Origin of the sequence: Leptolyngbya sp. O-77, from assembly GCF_001548395.1 — a bacterium.
Classification (GTDB): domain Bacteria; phylum Cyanobacteriota; class Cyanobacteriia; order Elainellales; family Elainellaceae; genus Thermoleptolyngbya.
The window spans coordinates 4,768,720-4,784,349 of the sequence record NZ_AP017367.1; the positions used below are offsets into that span (position 1 = coordinate 4,768,720).

The window sequence follows — 15,630 nt, forward strand, 5'->3', positions numbered from 1 at the left end:
AGGTTTCGGTAGCGTTCCTAACACTGTGAGTGAGCGTGTGTGAGTGAGTGTGAATGAGAGTATGGGCGATCGCCCGTTCCTATTCTTTGAGTTGCATTCATGTTGCATTGATAACGTTCATCAAACTGTTCATATTTTTATTCATATTTTCATCCGTGTTTTGTGCCAGTCTTCTGTAACTCCTCCAATTGCCAGTTGAGTCAGGTATGAACCCAGAAAATCGTCACGAGCCGCTCCGCCTGGAGAGTAGCAACCAGTTGATCAGCCAGTTGCTCAGCCAAAATTCTGCTAGCGATGCCGATGAGTTTGCCCGCCTGATGCGAAAAGGGCTGAACATTGGTACGTATCGGCGCAGCATCTTCCGAAATTTCTGGCTAACGGCGAGCATTGTGGGATTGGTCAGCAGTCTGGCTGCCTTACGATATGCCACCACGCCCCCCACCTACTTGGGCGAGTTCCAGCTTTTGGTGGAGCCGCTGAATACACAGGCGCGGGTGGTCGATCCACTGGCGGTGACGCGAACGGGCAATAACGTGCCGACCGAGCATTCCTTTGGCGGGCTGGATTATCCTAGCCAGATTGCTGTGCTGCAAAGCCCCGGAATGCTGGAGTCGATTGTGCAGGAAGTGAAAAAGTCTTATCCAGACTTCAACGTGGGGATGCTCCAGCGGGGGCTGACGGTGGAGCGGAAAGGGCAGACGAATACGGATATGACCAAAATTCTTCGCGTCAGCTATGTCCACTCCGACCCCGAACTGGTGGCGACGGTGCTGCGGGAAACGTCGAATCGCTATTTGCAATACAGCCTGGAAGACCGCAAGACCCGCTACAGCGAGGGCATTAAATTTGTCGAAGATCGGCTGCCCGAATTGCAGCAGCGGGTCAATACGCTGCAAGATGAGCTGCAATCGCTGCAAGAGGAATATAACCTGGTAGACCCCAAAGAACAGGGCACGTTGCTCTCGGAAGAGGTGAGTCAGATTACCGCAGAGGAGCGGGAAACACGCAAACTGCTGCGGGAACAGGTAACGCTGTATAACTCGCTGCGGCAACAGTTGAACCTGACCCCAGAGGAGGCGATCGCCGCGTCTGCGCTCAGCGAAGAACCGGGCTATCTGAAGCTGCAAGAGCAGATGCAGCAGCTAGAAGCTGAGATTGCCACTCAATCAGCGCAATTTAGCGAAGAAAGCCCGATTATGCTGGATTTGCGGGCAAAGCAGCGCAATCTTTCGAGCCTGATGGGGCAGGAAGCACAGCGCATCTTGGGGCAAACTCTGGGGCAAGGAACGGGCAGTCCTCGTGTGCAGGCGTTTCAAAACTCGGTGCGGCTAAAGCTGATTGAGGAAATGGTAGCGGCGATCAACCAGATTCGCGTATTACAAGCCCGCAGCGCCGAAATTTCGGGCATCCAGGCTCAGGTGCGGAATCGGTTTCAGGAATTTCCTGCTGTCTCGCGGCGCTATAGCGAAATCCTGCGGCAGCTTGAGATTTCCAACCGCAGCCTGGATCAACTGCTCACCCAGCGCGAAAACTTTCAGATTGAATCGGCCCAGACGGAGGTGCCGTGGGAACTGGTGTCGCCCCCGACGCTGCCGAAAGACGGGCAGGGTCGCCCGATTCCCTTTGCCAAGAGCAACCGAGAACTATTGGGAGCCATCGGCGCTTCGATTTTGCTGGGGCTGCTGGCGGCTATCTTACTCGACCAGTTCCGCAATATTTTCTTTAGAACCGAAGATATCCAGGACGCGATCGACTTGCCCGTGATCGGTGTCGTGCCTTACGATGCCAGCGCTTCTCATCTGCAAGCAGAAGCCCAGCCACAAACGATGGGCGATCGCCTCGATTCTTCTCTGTTTAAGGAAGCCTTCAGTTCGCTCTATGCCAACCTCTGCTTTATGTCGGACGGTGCGCCAATTCGCTCGATCACCGTTTGCTCTGCCTCGCCCAGCGAGGGCAAAACCACGATTGCCCTGCACCTGGCCCAGGTCGTTGCCAGCATGGGCAAGCGGGTGCTGCTGGTAGACAGCAATCTCCGCCATGCCGACTTGCATCGACGGCTGCGGCTGGAGAACGAGACGGGCTTGAGCGATGTGCTGCTGCGTGAGGTGCAGCCTGATGACTTGATCCAACCCACCAGCGTCCGTAATCTGTTTGCGCTGACCGCTGGGCAACCCTCGCTAGAAGCCGTCCGACTGCTGGCATCAGAACACATGCAGACCGTCATGTTCCGGCTGCATCAGACCTACGACCTGGTGATCTACGACGCACCCCACCTGTTGGGGCTGACGGATGCGGAGTTCATCTCCGCAAATACCGACGGCATTCTGATGGTGGTGAGCGTTTGTCAGGCTAAGAAATCGCACGTTATGCAAGCCCTGCAATCCCTGAGCGTCCATCGCCTACCGAGTCTGGGTGTGGTTGCCAATCATCCCAACCCCAGGGCGATCGCCTCTCTGGGCTACTACAACACCCATCCGCGACCGCTGCGGCGACAGGCCCGCATGGTGGAGGAACCCGCCCGCGCCCTGCTGAATGGCAGTTCTGGTAATTCCAGCGGCGGTAATGGTTCTCATCATTCCAGAAGCTAGACACGGTTCAAGAAAGCTGGTTTTTCCCTTGTATCGAACGTGACTCAACTTAAATCTTTAGCGGTGGAGAGTGTAATGCGGATTGCAATTGTCGGTTGTGGATTCGTTGCAGACTACTATCTCAAAACCTTGCAGCGGCATCCAGAACTCAAGCTGATGGGCGTGATGGATCGCGTTCCAGAACGCGCTGAGCGCTTTTCCGCATACCATTCCGTCCCTCGGTATGACACGTTCGACGATCTGTTGCAAGATCCCAACGTAGATATTGTCCTCAACCTCACCAATCCCCGCAGCCATTACCAGGTTTCCAGAGATTGCCTGGCCGCTGGCAAACACGTCTATTCTGAAAAACCGCTGGCGATGGACATGGCAGACGCAACCGAACTGGTTGAACTGGCTGAAGATCGCGGACTGCTCATTGCTTCAGCGCCGTGTAGCGTGCTGGGCGAAACGGCGCAGACGGTGTGGCGGGCGCTGCGGGAAAATCGCATCGGCAAAGTGCGCCTAGTCTATGCCGAAATGGACGACGGGCTGGTTCACAAAATGCCCTACCCAAAATGGGTCAGCGAATCGGGCGTGCCCTGGCCCTATAAGGACGAATTTGAAGTGGGCTGCACGCTGGAACATGCGGGCTATTACGTGACCTGGCTGACGGCATTTTTTGGCCCAGCAGAGTCGGTGACGGCGTTTTCCTCCTGCCTGATTCCTGACAAGGAAACGGACGTGCCTCTGGCGGTGAATGCGCCCGATTTTTCCGTTGCCTGCATCAAGTTTGCCTCTGGCGTGGTGGCGCGGCTCACCTGCGGCATTGTGGCCCCGCATGACCACGGGCTACGAATCATTGGCGACGACGGCGTGTTGGGCATTCACGACTGCTGGTATTACGAAGACCCGGTATATATCCAGCGGATGGTGACCCTGCGCCGCAAAGCCTTTATGAGTCCGATCAAACAGCGCTATCCGCTGCTGAGAAAAGGGGGCAAACGGTTTAACTACAAGGGTTCTCAGCAGATGGACTTTGCTCGTGGCGTGGCGGAAATGGCAGCGGCGATCGCCGAAGGTCGGCCCTGTCGCCTGTCGCCCCGCTTTTCGCTCCACAACAATGAAATCGTGCTGGCGATTCAAAACGCAAGGGAAACCAGCCGAACCTATCGACTCACCACAACCTTTGAGCCAATCGCGCCGATGCCCTGGGCCAGTGAGGGGGGAGAGACAAGGGAACAGCCAGAATTGGAGCCAATGTCCACGGCTAAGGTCGCAGCTTTAACATCCAAAGTCCCGCACTAGATTCGCACTCAAGTCGCACTCAAGTCGCACTCAAGTCGCACTTAATTTCTCGCACTAAATTTCTGAGATGCAAACACCATCACGCACCATTCGCTGGGGCATTTTGGGAACGGGCTATATTTCTAGGGCGTTTGCTGAGGGACTGCGGCCGCTGCCGGGGGCGCAACTGGTGGCGATCGCCTCGCGTACCCTATCCAGCGCCCAGCAGTTTGCCCGAGAGTTTGGCGTAGCCAAAGCCTACGGCAGCTATGGGGAACTGGTTCAGGATGCTGAGGTGGATGTGGTGTACATCGGCACGCCCAACAGCCGCCACCGCGACGACTGCCTGCTGTGTCTGGGAGCGGGCAAGCCTGTGTTGTGCGAAAAGCCCTTTGCGCTGAATGCGCGGGAAGCTGGCGAGGTGATTGAGTTTGCCCGCAAGCAGCACCTCTTTTGCATGGAGGCAATGTGGATGCGCTTCTTGCCGCTGGTGCAGCGAGTCCGGCAGATGGTTCAAAGCGGGGCGATCGGCGAAGTGTGTACGCTGACGGCGGAGTTTGGCTATCCGGCTGCATTTGACCCGTCGAGCCGCTTGTTTAACCGGGAACTGGGGGGCGGGGCGCTACTGGATCGGGGCGTGTATCCACTGTCGCTGGCGTACTTCTTGCTGGGGGAACCGGAGAGCGTGGTCAGTCAGGCGGCGATCGCCACCACGGGCGTTGATGAACAGTCCAGCTATTTACTGAAATATGCGGGCGGGCAATTGGCGATGCTGTCGGCAAATCTGCGAACCTACGCCAGCAACGAAGCTGTGATTACAGGCACTCGCGGACAAATTCGCATCCATGCGCCGTTTTATAAGCCGCATCAGCTTTCGGTGGCGACGTTTGCGGCAGCGGGCAATGGCTCAAGCCAAGCCTCAGGCGGGAATCGTCCCTCCAGCCTGAAGCAAACCATAACATCCGCTGTTCAAGACAATTCCCTTCTGCAACGCCTCTATCTGCAATTCGGCGATCCGTTCCTCAAGCGACTCCGCCAGCCAACCAAAACCATCCTGGAGCCATACGCGGGGAATGGCTACGGCTATGAAGCCGCCGAGGTGATGCGTTGTCTTCGCAGCGGCGAGATCGAGAGCAGGATTATGCCGCTAGACGAGACGCTGGCTATTCAAAAAACAATGGACGAGATGCGTCGCCAGTGGGGTCTGGTGTATCCTCAAGACGAGATCTGACTTGAGATCTGACTAGGAACTTTTTCGAGATTGCCAGGAAGGGCGATCGCGCCTGAGTCCCGTTCCTTAGAGTCCCGTTCCTGTATAGAGTCTGCCATGTCTGCAATTCCTGGATGCGTCACGTAGCGCTGGAATAACGCCGCCAGCCTTGCCGCTTCTACACTGGCACTGTGGGACTGAGCCACTCGCGCTGCGCCAGCCTGTCCCATGCGCTCCAAATCTGCCAGCGGTGTCTTCAAGACCTGGCGCATCGCCGCCGCCAGCGCCGTTACGGAACCCGAGGGCACCAGCCAGCCGCAGACTCCCGGCTCCACCAGTTCAGGAATCCCGGCAATATAGGTACTCAGCACGGGTCGCCCTAGCGCCAGCGACTCCATCAGCACTACGGGCAGCCCCTCGGCAAAGCTGGGCAGCACCATCACCTGCGCCGCCAAAATCTGCTGCTGCACTTCCGCATTGGTCGCCCAGCCCGTGATTTCCAGATAGTCGTGCAGGTTCAGAACATTGATACGCTGTTCAATCTGCGCCCGCAGCGGCCCATCACCCACTAGGACGACCTTAAACCTTAATCCCTCTGCTGCAAGCTGGCTCACCGCTTCCACCAGCAGCAGGTGGCCCTTTTGCTCCCCCAGTCGCCCCACGCAGACAAAGCGGGCCTCCTGCGGCAGCGGTACAGACGGCTGCGATAAGAATAAGTCATCTACGCCGCAGTGGACGATGTGAATCTTTGACCACTGCGGATAGTCGCACCAGCGGAAAAGCTGACTTTCGGTAAAGGAACTAATGGCGACGACAAAGGCAGCGTGGCGAATTTTTTCGGAAAGGGCGATCGCCTCTGGCTTGTCAAACTCGTGGGGGCCGTGAACCGTGAAGCTATAGGACGGCCCGCCCAGCGCATGACACAGCATCGCCACTGCGGCTGCATTCGTGCCAAAGTGCGCGTGTACGTGGTCGATGCCCATTTCCATGCAGCCGCGCAGCAATCCACAGGCCTCAGCTAAGTAAACTAGGTTTACCAGCAGCCCCCTATCCGATTTCCAGCCCGTTTTGAGCGCTAGTCGCAGCGCAGCGAGAAACCGTTGAGGGCGGCTCATCACCCCGCGAACCACATTCAGCAGCAGATCAAATTTAGAGCCTAGAATAAACCGTGTTTTTTGAAACTCTTGCTGATCCGCTGCGTCAGTCAGCGCCAGTTCTGGCTTGCGAATCGAGAAACGGGTTATCTCAATTCCCTGCGTTTCCAGTTCCAGAATTTCTCGACGGATGAATGTGCAGCTTGCGTAGGGATGCTGATTCATCAGGTAAGCAATCTTCATACAGCGTTTTTGAAGCTAGTAAGGCACACGGATGGTCAATAAGCTCTTGCCTCGTGAGGGCAGCATGTGCCTCACCCCGCAAGAAAATGCTGTAGCAGCGATGCACTCAGAGAAAAATGAAGTTCACAGGATTGTGACATATCGCAGCACTGCATTTATGTCCCGGACAACACTAAGGTGGGAAGGTAGCCGACTGTGCAAGTTCTGTGTGTTTCAAAATTATGTTTCATATGAACAGTTCAGAGCGAGATAAAGACGGGGGGTTGGGATTTGGCCTGGCACGGAGCTTTTTAGAATTATGAAGTTTACATGAACTTGAAACGTAGAAACTGTAAAGCTGATGATCTAGAACAAAGCCATGCAGCAGTGTCCTCAGTGTATTCACGGAAACATTTCTAGCCCAAAAGACGCTTGAATTCATGGGACTTTAGCCCGATCCGTCTTGGAAAGAGGCGATCGCCCACGTCATAGTTGTCAATTCTTGAATATGAAGTTTACGTGAATCTGAGGTATAGATATTGCGAAAATCAGGTGTTGCCTAAAGAATAAATTCGAGCAGAGCTAAGTGTATTCACTGAAGCTCCTCTGTTGCTCCGGGGTTGCAGTTATGGTCATCACTGATTGGGTCTTGCTTCTGCTGTCTGGAGTCATTCTGATTCCTTGCGCCGTTCTACTCACTGAGTGTGTAATGGCGTTACGGATTTCGCAGAAGTCGTCAGGCAGACTGCCTCGTTTGTGTTCAGAAGAGGATTCGTGGTCTGGTATACGAAGCGATGTGGAAGCGGGCGATCGCTCGTTCCGGTTTATGGTGCTTATGCCTGCTCACAACGAGGAGCTTGGCATTTCAGACTGCTTGCATCACCTCATCCGCGAGGTTGATTCTCCTGAGCAGGTCTTAGTCGTAGCAGATAACTGCACGGATCAGACAGCGGCGATCGCTCGTTCCTTTGGAGTGAACGTGATCGAGCGCCAAGACCCGGCTCGGCTTGGCAAAGGCTATGCGCTGGACTATGGTCTGAGGCATCTCGAAGCTGTGCGTCCAGAGGTCGTCGTTCTTGTAGATGCAGATTGCGTAGCACGTTCGGGTAGCATTCAGCGAATTGCTCAGTTGGCGTTCCAGGAAAATCGTCCCGTTCAGGCAGTCTATTTGATGCAGGCTCCTGAGGCTCCAAGTCAACGAGATCTGATTTCTGCTTTGGCCTTTTTGTTTAAGAATCTGGTTCGTCCCGCAGGAATGGCGCAGCTTGGACTTCCTTGCTGGCTGACGGGTACAGGTATGGCCTTTCCGTGGTCAGTGATTCGCCAGGTGTCGCTGTCTAGCGGAAACTTGGTTGAGGATATGCAGATGTCGGTTGACTTGGCGATCGCAGGTTCTGCCCCCCTCTTGTGTGCAGACGCGGAAATTGGGGGCTGTCTGCCGTCTCAGCGCACCTCTGCCAAGCAGCAGCGGACACGATGGGAGCATGGTCATTTGCAAACTTTGAAAACGCAGGTACCCCGCCTGTTGCAGGCAGCGATTCATCAGCAGCGGATCGGTCTCTTGATGCTGGCACTGGATCTGGCCGTTCCGCCGCTGGCGCTGCTGGTGCTGCTTTGGACAGTGTCGGTTTTGGTTGCCATAGCGGGTTTTGCAGTGGGCGGAACGATCTTACCTCTAGTGATTTCGGCACTAGCGGGCGCGTTTTTATTAGCCGCTGTGCTGTTGGGGTGGTATCGATTCGGGCGATCGCTCGTGCCCCTGAGCGCGATCCTTGCTGTTCCGTTTTACATTCTCTGGAAGGTTCCGCTCTACGTCACATTTCTGTTCCGTCCGCAAACCAAATGGATTCGCACTGACCGCGAGACGCTTCGTACTGCTGAAGATTAGCAGCACAGCGTTTCAAGCAAGCGTTAATCGTAAATGCTGTGTCAGAGTTTTTTATCTACAACCTTTACCTAGAAAGAGTGGGCCGGTCACGACACTTATCGACAGGCAAGCAGGGCGCAGCACTATGCAAATTACGCAGGCTGAAATTTCAGATGTTTTAATTCTTGAGCCTCGTCTATTTGGCGACAGCCGGGGCTTCTTTTACGAAAGTTTTAATCAGCAGGTTTTTAGAGATAAGACAGGTGTGGACGCACAGTTTGTCCAGGACAACCATTCTCGCTCAATGCAGAACGTGCTGCGCGGGCTGCACTATCAGATTCAGCAACCCCAAGGGAAGCTGGTACGGGTCATCCAGGGTGCCATCTTTGACGTTGCGGTCGATTTGCGCCGACAATCGCCCACCTTCGCACAGTGGGTGGGTTGGGAGCTAAGTGCTGAAAACCGCCGCCAGATTTGGGTTCCGCCTGGTTTTGCCCACGGTTTTGCGGTGCTGTCGGAAACGGCAGAGGTGCTGTATAAAACGACGGACTATTACGCGCCGCAGCACGAGCGGTGCATTCGCTGGGATGATCCCGATTTGGCGATCGCCTGGACGCTCCAGACGCTGCCAATCTTATCTGCAAAGGATAGGGCAGGGCAAACTCTGAGGACTGCGGAGGTATACGCATGACCTCGATTTTACTCATCGGTGCGGCAGGGCAGCTTGGACGAGAATTGCAGCGAAAGTTACCGTGTTTGGGAACGCTCACTCGCCTCGATCGAAGCTGTTTAGATCTCACTCAATCGGATCAGATCTATCAAGCAGTGTATGCATGTAAACCGGACGTAATTGTGAACGCGGCTGCTTACACCGCAGTTGACCAGGCGGAACGCGAACCAGAACTCGCCCATGCTATCAACTCGGAAGCCCCGACGACGCTAGCAGAGATTGCAAACCGCATTGGTGCATCTTTCGTTCACATCTCGACAGACTATGTGTTTGACGGGCAGGCCCACACGCCTTATCTAGAAAATGCCCTAACCGCGCCGATCAGCGCCTATGGACGCTCCAAACTGGCAGGCGAAATTGGCATTCGGCAAGCTTGCGATCGCCACATTATTCTCCGCACCGCCTGGGTTTACGGCACCTGGAGCAAGAGCAATTTTGTAAAAACCATGCTGCGGCTGGGGGGCGATCGCCCAGAGATTCGCGTAGTGGCGGATCAGGTGGGAGCGCCCACGTGGGCAGCAGATTTGGCACAGGCGATCGCCATTTTGATATCGCGCTCTGGTGCGACTTCGGATCGGGTGCATCAGGGCTTGCCGAATGGGTTGCTGGTGCAGAGCAGTTCCCCTATCAATGGCAGTTCCCAGGAATCGCTCTGGGGAACCTACCACTATACGAATAGCGGCGTTGCAAGCTGGTACGACTTTTCGGTGGCCATTTTTGAAATTGCGCGTCAGCTTGGGTTTCCGCTTCAGGTGCAACGGGTGGTGCCGATTTCCACGGCGGAATATCCCACGCCTGCTCAGCGTCCTGCTTATTCGGTCTTGTCGCTCAAGAAAACTGCTGCGGTGCTGGGGGGCTATCCACCCCACTGGCGGCAGTCGTTGAAGAAGATGCTGGCTGAACTTTATACCCACTCCTATGAAAGCTCTTATTCTCTCCGGCGGTAAGGGAACGCGCCTGCGTCCGCTCACTTACACGGGTGCAAAACAGCTAGTGCCCGTGGCTAATAAGCCCATCCTCTGGTACGGGATTGAGGCGATCGCCGCTGCGGGCATCACCGACATCGGCATCGTCATCAGCCCAGAAACGGGTGCAGAGGTGAAGGCGAAGACAGGCGACGGTAGCCGCTTTGGGGTTCGCATTACCTACATTCTCCAAGAGCAGCCCGCCGGACTAGCCCACGCAGTCAAGGTAGCGCAGCCCTTTCTAGAAGATTCACCGTTTGTCCTGTACCTGGGAGACAACCTAGTGCAGGGAGAACTGGGCCTGTTTCTGGAATGCTTCCAAGCGAGGGGGTTGGACGCATTGACCCTGCTGTGCAGCGTACCCAACCCCAGCGCTTTTGGGGTCGCTGAGGTCGATGAGCAAGGGCGCGTGCTGAGGCTGGTCGAAAAACCCAAACATCCTCCATCTAATCTGGCGCTGGTGGGGATTTACTTCTTCTCGCCACGGATTCATGAGGCGATCGCCAGCATTCAGCCCTCCGCCAGGGGCGAGATGGAAATTACCGACGCAATTCAATTCTTAATCGATCAGCAAAAGCAGGTCGAGGCGCTGCAAATCCAGGGCTGGTGGCTAGATACGGGGAAAAAAGACGACCTGCTGGAAGCGAATCAGATCATTCTCGATGACTGCCTTTGCACCCAGCTAGAAGGCAACATTGATAATTTGAGTAAGATTAGCGGTCGCGTTCAGATTGCACCAGATTCTCAGGTGATCAACTGCACCATTCGCGGCCCCGTCGTGATTGGTCGCAATTGCCATCTGGAAAATTGCTTCATTGGGCCGTACAGCAGCATTGGCGATCGCGTCAAACTGATTGATACCGATCTGGAACACAGCGTAATTTTAGAAGGCGCAACAGTTGTTGGAATTCATCAGCGCATTGTGGACAGCGTGATCGGTCAGCGGGTGCAGATCAGGGCCGCGCCCCAGCGCCCAAAAGCCTTGCGTTTTATGGTGGGCGACGATTGCCACATCGAGCTTTGTCAGTAGTGCATGACGATTAGCACATGGAGTTTAGGTTTAAAGAAAGTCGATTTTTTTCATGATTTCTTCTATTCACAATCCAGGTTGAGAACATGATTCAAGCCATTCAGGGAAACCTGTATCTACGGGGCGATCGCCGCCTGCTAGTCACAGGTGGCGCAGGATTCATCGGGGCAAACTTTGTGCATCACTGGCATGAGAAATATCCAGGCGATCGCCTGATAATTCTCGATGCACTCACCTATGCGGGCAACCTGCAAAATATAGAGTCTCTACTTAACGAAGACTCTGTTCGATTTGTTCAAGGAGACATCTGCGATCGCCCTTCGATCGATGCGCTGCTGCGTGAAGAAGCCATTGACACGCTTGTTCACTTTGCAGCAGAATCCCATGTTGATCGATCGATCTTTGGTCCTGCGGCATTCGTGCAAACTAACGTCCTTGGCACGTTCACACTGCTAGAAGCCTTCCGTGATTACTGGAATGAACAACAGCAGCCTAATCACTACCGCTTTCACCATGTCTCCACAGATGAGGTCTACGGCAGCCTCCGCCCCGAAGACCCCGCGTTTTCAGAAACCACGCCCTACGCCCCCAATAGTCCCTATTCCGCCTCAAAAGCAGGCAGCGATCACCTTGTGCGGGCTTATCATCACACCTACGGACTGCCGACACTGATCACCAACTGTTCCAACAACTACGGCCCCTATCAGTTCCCAGAAAAGCTGATCCCGCTCATGTGCATCAACATTCTGCTGGGCAGGCCGCTGCCTGTGTATGGCGATGGGCAAAATGTTCGCGATTGGCTCTACGTCGGCGATCATTGCAGCGCTCTAGAAGTCGTGATTACTCGCGGCACCCCCGGAGAGGTTTATAACATTGGCGGCAATAACGAGGTCAAAAATCTGGATTTGGTACAAGCGCTCTGCGACCTGATGGATGAACTCGCACCCCAACTCCCAGTGCGCCCCAGTCGTAACTTGATTACTTTTGTCCAAGATCGTCCAGGGCACGATCGCCGCTACGCCATCAACGCTACCAAAATCAAAACCCAACTTGGCTGGACTCCTGCGGAAACCTGGCAAACCGGACTGCGGCGCACTGTGGAATGGTATCTCGCACACCCTTTCTGGTGGCAACCGCTACTCTCTAAAAAACTTAATTTTTCTTACACATCTGCCGAATTTTCAGATCTTTTTCAGTTCACGCGCTGCTAGTTTTTAGCTACGATTTACCTCTCAATCATCAGGGTTTATGTGCTTGGATTGTCCCTTTAGGCTGATACTTTTTGTTTGAGTAAACAATCAATTTTCAGTGCGATCGCCCCAAGAATAAACAAGACTCTAGAAATTCTCTGAAAATCTCGTCACAAGGTTACCATCAATACTTACAAGTCCGATGAATTCGTGGTTTATTCACTACCATCGGTTGGTTTATTCACTACTGTCGATCATTGAATTATCTTTAGGACGCTTTTAAGTTGACTCAAGCAAGAGCGACTCAAAGGTATTTCTAAAGCAGGATGAAAAGCACTCACACTGGTCTTTTATTAAGTGTCAGGATCACTAGTCATGAAACTTGGTAGCGGGTTTGTTGCCCTAAGGGAAATCAAAATCCTGGGTATTTCAATACACAACTTCTCTAAGCAGGAATTCCTGGAATTATTGGACTCTGGCGTTGTGTTTACTCCCAACGTTGATCACCTCATCAAATTGGAGCAAGATTTCGATTTCTTCCGGGTTTATCAAGAGGCTGACTATCGAGTCTGTGATAGCAAGATTTTGTATTATGTGTCTCGCTTCTTGGGAATGCCGATCAGGGAAAAAATTTCTGGCTCTGAGCTGTTGCCAGATTTTTGTCAGCATCATAAGGACAATGAAAACATCAGAATATTTTTGCTGGGCGCACGCGAAGGGGTCGCTTACCAAGCGCAACAGCGGATGAATGCCAAGGCCGGCAGGGACATTGTAGTGGGTGCCTACTCGCCTTCATTTGGATTCGAGCGAGATGAAGCCGAGTGCGCCGAGATTGTTGATATGATTAATCGCTCTGGCGCAACGGTCTTGGCGGTTGGTGTGGGTGCCCCCAAGCAAGAGAAGTGGATTGCCAAATACAAACATCAACTCCCAAACGTTCGTATCTTTTTGGCGATTGGTGCAGCAATTGACTTTGAAGCGGGCTACAAGCAGCGATCGCCCCAGTGGATCAGCGAGGCGGGTCTGGAATGGCTCCATCGCCTGCTGTCCGAACCCCGGCGGCTATGGCGACGCTATCTGATTGAGGGGCTGCCATTCTTTTGGCTAATTCTTAAGCAAAGGCTGAATCTCTATCACTCTCCTCACCTGTCGGCTCTTTCACATGAAGCTTATCGTTCTCGCGACAAGGTTGTTCAAAAGATTGGCCGTTAGAAACAAGCAAAGAACATCACAACATTATGAACTGCCCTCATTTGGTCGTTATTCCTTCGGTGCCTGTGTGGCAAGAGGAAGAGTCTCTAATATTTGATCGGAAGTTCTATGATGGAATGTTACAGTATGTTGGGATGTGGCCCGGCGAAGTGTCTTGCATTCTCTCAGCTACCTCTACACAGCTTCCCAGCTTCGGAATCGTGAGCAGAAAGTGGAGTGAGATGCCATTTCATTGCATCATTTTAGACAGTCAAAGATCAATTAGTGAGGTGCATTTACAGAGTGCTTCTGTTGTTCTAGCATCAGGCGATTCATTTGATCAATTTCATATTAGCAAGGTTTGCAAAAACGTGGGGGCAAAGTGCATTTATGTCATTGAATACACTCCTGAATCTCATTATCAAATTGCATCCCTAAGCGCAAAGAATTTGTTGGCTAGATTCCGCAAATTTTTCTATATTTGGAAAAACGAGAAGAAGCGTTTGTCTGCCTTTTCGCTCGCCGATGCACTCCAAATCAACGGTATGGCTGCCTATAGTGAATATCGAAGGTCAAACGCAGATTTGCTTTACTTTGATACGAGAGTTGATCATAAACATATGGTTAGCCGAGAGGTTCTTAGCGCCAGATTGGATTATTTGAGTAGCAGAAAGCCTCTCTGCCTTGCTTTTTCAGGTCGTCTCATTGCTATGAAGGGGGCGGATCACTTGATTGCGATCGCAGCCTTGCTGAAAGCACAAAATGTGCAGTTTTCAATGACCATATACGGCACAGGTGAGCTGGAACAGAAAATGCGTAACAGCATCATTCAGTTGGGGCTTGAAGATATGGTTTCCATGCCGGGAGCAGTTGATTTCTATCAGGAACTAATTCCAGCTTTACAGCAAAACGTTGACTTATTTATCATGCCCCACCGACAAAGTGATCCTTCATGCACATACCTCGAAACATTGGCTTGTGGGATTCCGATTGTGGGCTATAAAAATAAAGCATTCTCTGGACTTTTGGAACGAGCAGATATTGGATGGGGTGTGCAGATTGATGATCTGCAATCAATTGCAGGAACTATTAAATACCTAAGTCTCAACAGAGAAGAAATAGCACAAAAGTCGTTGAACAGCATTAATTTTGCCTACAGCCATAGCTTCGAGCTAACCTTCAAGCGAAGAACTGAGCATTTGTATGCTCTGTCTCAGTCTGAACGATTGGAAAACCACAAGGCGCTCGTTTCTGCTTAATCGGCCCATATGCCTGTCTTATTTTATCCGCTCAATGCTATAATCGCGGGACTATTTGCTTAGGCTGAATTATGCGGACAACCTGCATTATTAATAACTTTAACTACGGTCAGTTTGTTTTTGAGGCAGTCGAAAGTGCCTTGAATCAGACAGCTAAGTTCGATGAAATTATTGTTGTTGATGATGCTTCGACTGACCAATCTCAACTCGCTTTGCAAGAGGCTTATGCTCATCATCGTGTCATTCAGCTAGTCCTTAAAAAAAGAAACGAAGGACAACTTTCTGCATTCAATGAAGGCTTTTTAGCATCTACAGGCGACATTATTTTCTTTCTAGATGCCGATGATGTTTACCATCCTGAATATGTATTTGAAGCGCTCAACTTTTATCAACAGCATCCAGACTGCGATTTTCTATTCTGCCATTATGAACTGTTCGGACGGCAGGGGCTAGTGCAGGTTCCTCCACCAGAAAGCTCCAGTCGAGATTATGGATTTTCAGTCATCTCTAGCCTGTATTATGGACGATGGATCGGGGGGCCGACATCTGTAATCTCTGCCAAGCGATCTATTCTTAGCAAGCTTCTCCCGCTTCCACTTATCGATGACTGGCGAACAAGAGCCGATGACTGTTTGATTTACGGTACGTCAATCTTTGGGGCCAGAAAGTTTTTCTTAAACAGAACGTTAGTGAATTATAGAATTCATGGTGCAAATAACTTGCAAATGCGAAGAGAGATATACACCCCTCAAGCAGAATATAAGAGGGCTTTGGCGCTAAATCGCCTTTTTAATTGTTTGAAAGCAAGCAGTGGCTACGGTAATCAGCTTGTTGAACTGGCAGACAAAGAGTTCGATACGATACCTCAGCCTACGAGAGCAGACCTTAAGCTATACCTAAAGATTATTGCTTTATCAACCCTGTCGCTGCATCAAAAAATTCGGCGATCGCTCTCTGTAATCCAGTCTTTTGTTAGGCGCTCAAAGTTCAAGCCTTAGAAACTGTTTGGCGATCTTGA

Annotated in this window: 12 protein-coding genes; 11 read left to right on the forward strand and 1 reads right to left on the reverse strand. The window is 52.4% G+C overall.

The features are described from left to right. The first annotated feature begins 206 nt into the window (after window positions 1–206). From O77CONTIG1_RS20045 to O77CONTIG1_RS20055, 3 genes are all read left to right on the forward strand, one after another. A complete protein-coding gene (locus O77CONTIG1_RS20045) occupies window positions 207–2,588 on the forward strand; it encodes a GumC family protein (protein WP_068514360.1) in 2,382 nt (793 codons plus the stop codon). Between the two features lie 75 nt (window positions 2,589–2,663). After that, window positions 2,664–3,875 (forward strand): Gfo/Idh/MocA family protein, encoded by a 1,212-nt coding sequence (locus tag O77CONTIG1_RS20050; protein ID WP_084782871.1) that lies wholly within the window; start codon window positions 2,664–2,666, stop codon window positions 3,873–3,875. Between the two features lie 67 nt (window positions 3,876–3,942). Continuing rightward, window positions 3,943–5,085 carry a Gfo/Idh/MocA family protein gene (locus O77CONTIG1_RS20055; RefSeq protein ID WP_068514363.1) on the forward strand — a complete coding sequence of 381 codons (1,143 nt, stop codon included), beginning with the start codon at window positions 3,943–3,945 and terminating at the stop codon, window positions 5,083–5,085. Here the strand turns inward: O77CONTIG1_RS20055 and O77CONTIG1_RS20060 are convergent. Beyond that, the gene (locus O77CONTIG1_RS20060) at window positions 5,070–6,401 is read right to left on the reverse strand and encodes a glycosyltransferase (RefSeq protein ID WP_084782872.1); all 1,332 of its coding nucleotides are present in this window, start codon (window positions 6,399–6,401) and stop codon (window positions 5,070–5,072) included. The genes O77CONTIG1_RS20055 and O77CONTIG1_RS20060 overlap by 16 nt on opposite strands. A 688-nt stretch (window positions 6,402–7,089) precedes the next feature. Between O77CONTIG1_RS20060 and O77CONTIG1_RS20065 the strand changes: the two genes are divergently transcribed. The 8 genes from O77CONTIG1_RS20065 (at window position 7,090) to O77CONTIG1_RS20100 (ending at window position 15,610) form a co-directional block, all read left to right on the forward strand. After that, the gene (locus O77CONTIG1_RS20065; protein ID WP_197673250.1) at window positions 7,090–8,268 is read left to right on the forward strand and encodes a glycosyltransferase family 2 protein; all 1,179 of its coding nucleotides are present in this window, start codon (window positions 7,090–7,092) and stop codon (window positions 8,266–8,268) included. A gap of 124 nt (window positions 8,269–8,392) precedes the next feature. After that, on the forward strand, window positions 8,393–8,938 hold the full coding sequence (rfbC, locus tag O77CONTIG1_RS20070; protein WP_068514368.1) for a dTDP-4-dehydrorhamnose 3,5-epimerase: 546 nt from the start codon (window positions 8,393–8,395) through the stop codon (window positions 8,936–8,938). Beyond that, window positions 8,935–9,924 (forward strand): dTDP-4-dehydrorhamnose reductase, encoded by a 990-nt coding sequence (gene rfbD, locus O77CONTIG1_RS20075; RefSeq protein WP_068514371.1) that lies wholly within the window; start codon window positions 8,935–8,937, stop codon window positions 9,922–9,924. The genes rfbC and rfbD overlap by 4 nt, the downstream gene beginning before the upstream one ends. After that, window positions 9,896–10,972, forward strand: coding sequence for a glucose-1-phosphate thymidylyltransferase (locus O77CONTIG1_RS20080; RefSeq protein WP_068514374.1), 1,077 nt, complete (start codon window positions 9,896–9,898; stop codon window positions 10,970–10,972). Before rfbD ends, O77CONTIG1_RS20080 begins: the two co-directional genes overlap by 29 nt. Window positions 10,973–11,058: 86 nt before the next feature. Continuing rightward, window positions 11,059–12,183 carry a dTDP-glucose 4,6-dehydratase gene (gene rfbB / locus O77CONTIG1_RS20085; RefSeq protein ID WP_068514377.1) on the forward strand — a complete coding sequence of 375 codons (1,125 nt, stop codon included), beginning with the start codon at window positions 11,059–11,061 and terminating at the stop codon, window positions 12,181–12,183. 354 nt (window positions 12,184–12,537) lie between these two features. Continuing rightward, the gene (locus tag O77CONTIG1_RS20090; protein WP_068514381.1) at window positions 12,538–13,374 is read left to right on the forward strand and encodes a WecB/TagA/CpsF family glycosyltransferase; all 837 of its coding nucleotides are present in this window, start codon (window positions 12,538–12,540) and stop codon (window positions 13,372–13,374) included. Between the two features lie 26 nt (window positions 13,375–13,400). Beyond that, window positions 13,401–14,612, forward strand: coding sequence for a glycosyltransferase (locus O77CONTIG1_RS20095; protein ID WP_068514384.1), 1,212 nt, complete (start codon window positions 13,401–13,403; stop codon window positions 14,610–14,612). A gap of 71 nt (window positions 14,613–14,683) precedes the next feature. Next, window positions 14,684–15,610 (forward strand): glycosyltransferase family 2 protein, encoded by a 927-nt coding sequence (locus O77CONTIG1_RS20100; protein WP_068514386.1) that lies wholly within the window; start codon window positions 14,684–14,686, stop codon window positions 15,608–15,610. Window positions 15,611–15,630: the final 20 nt, after the last annotated feature.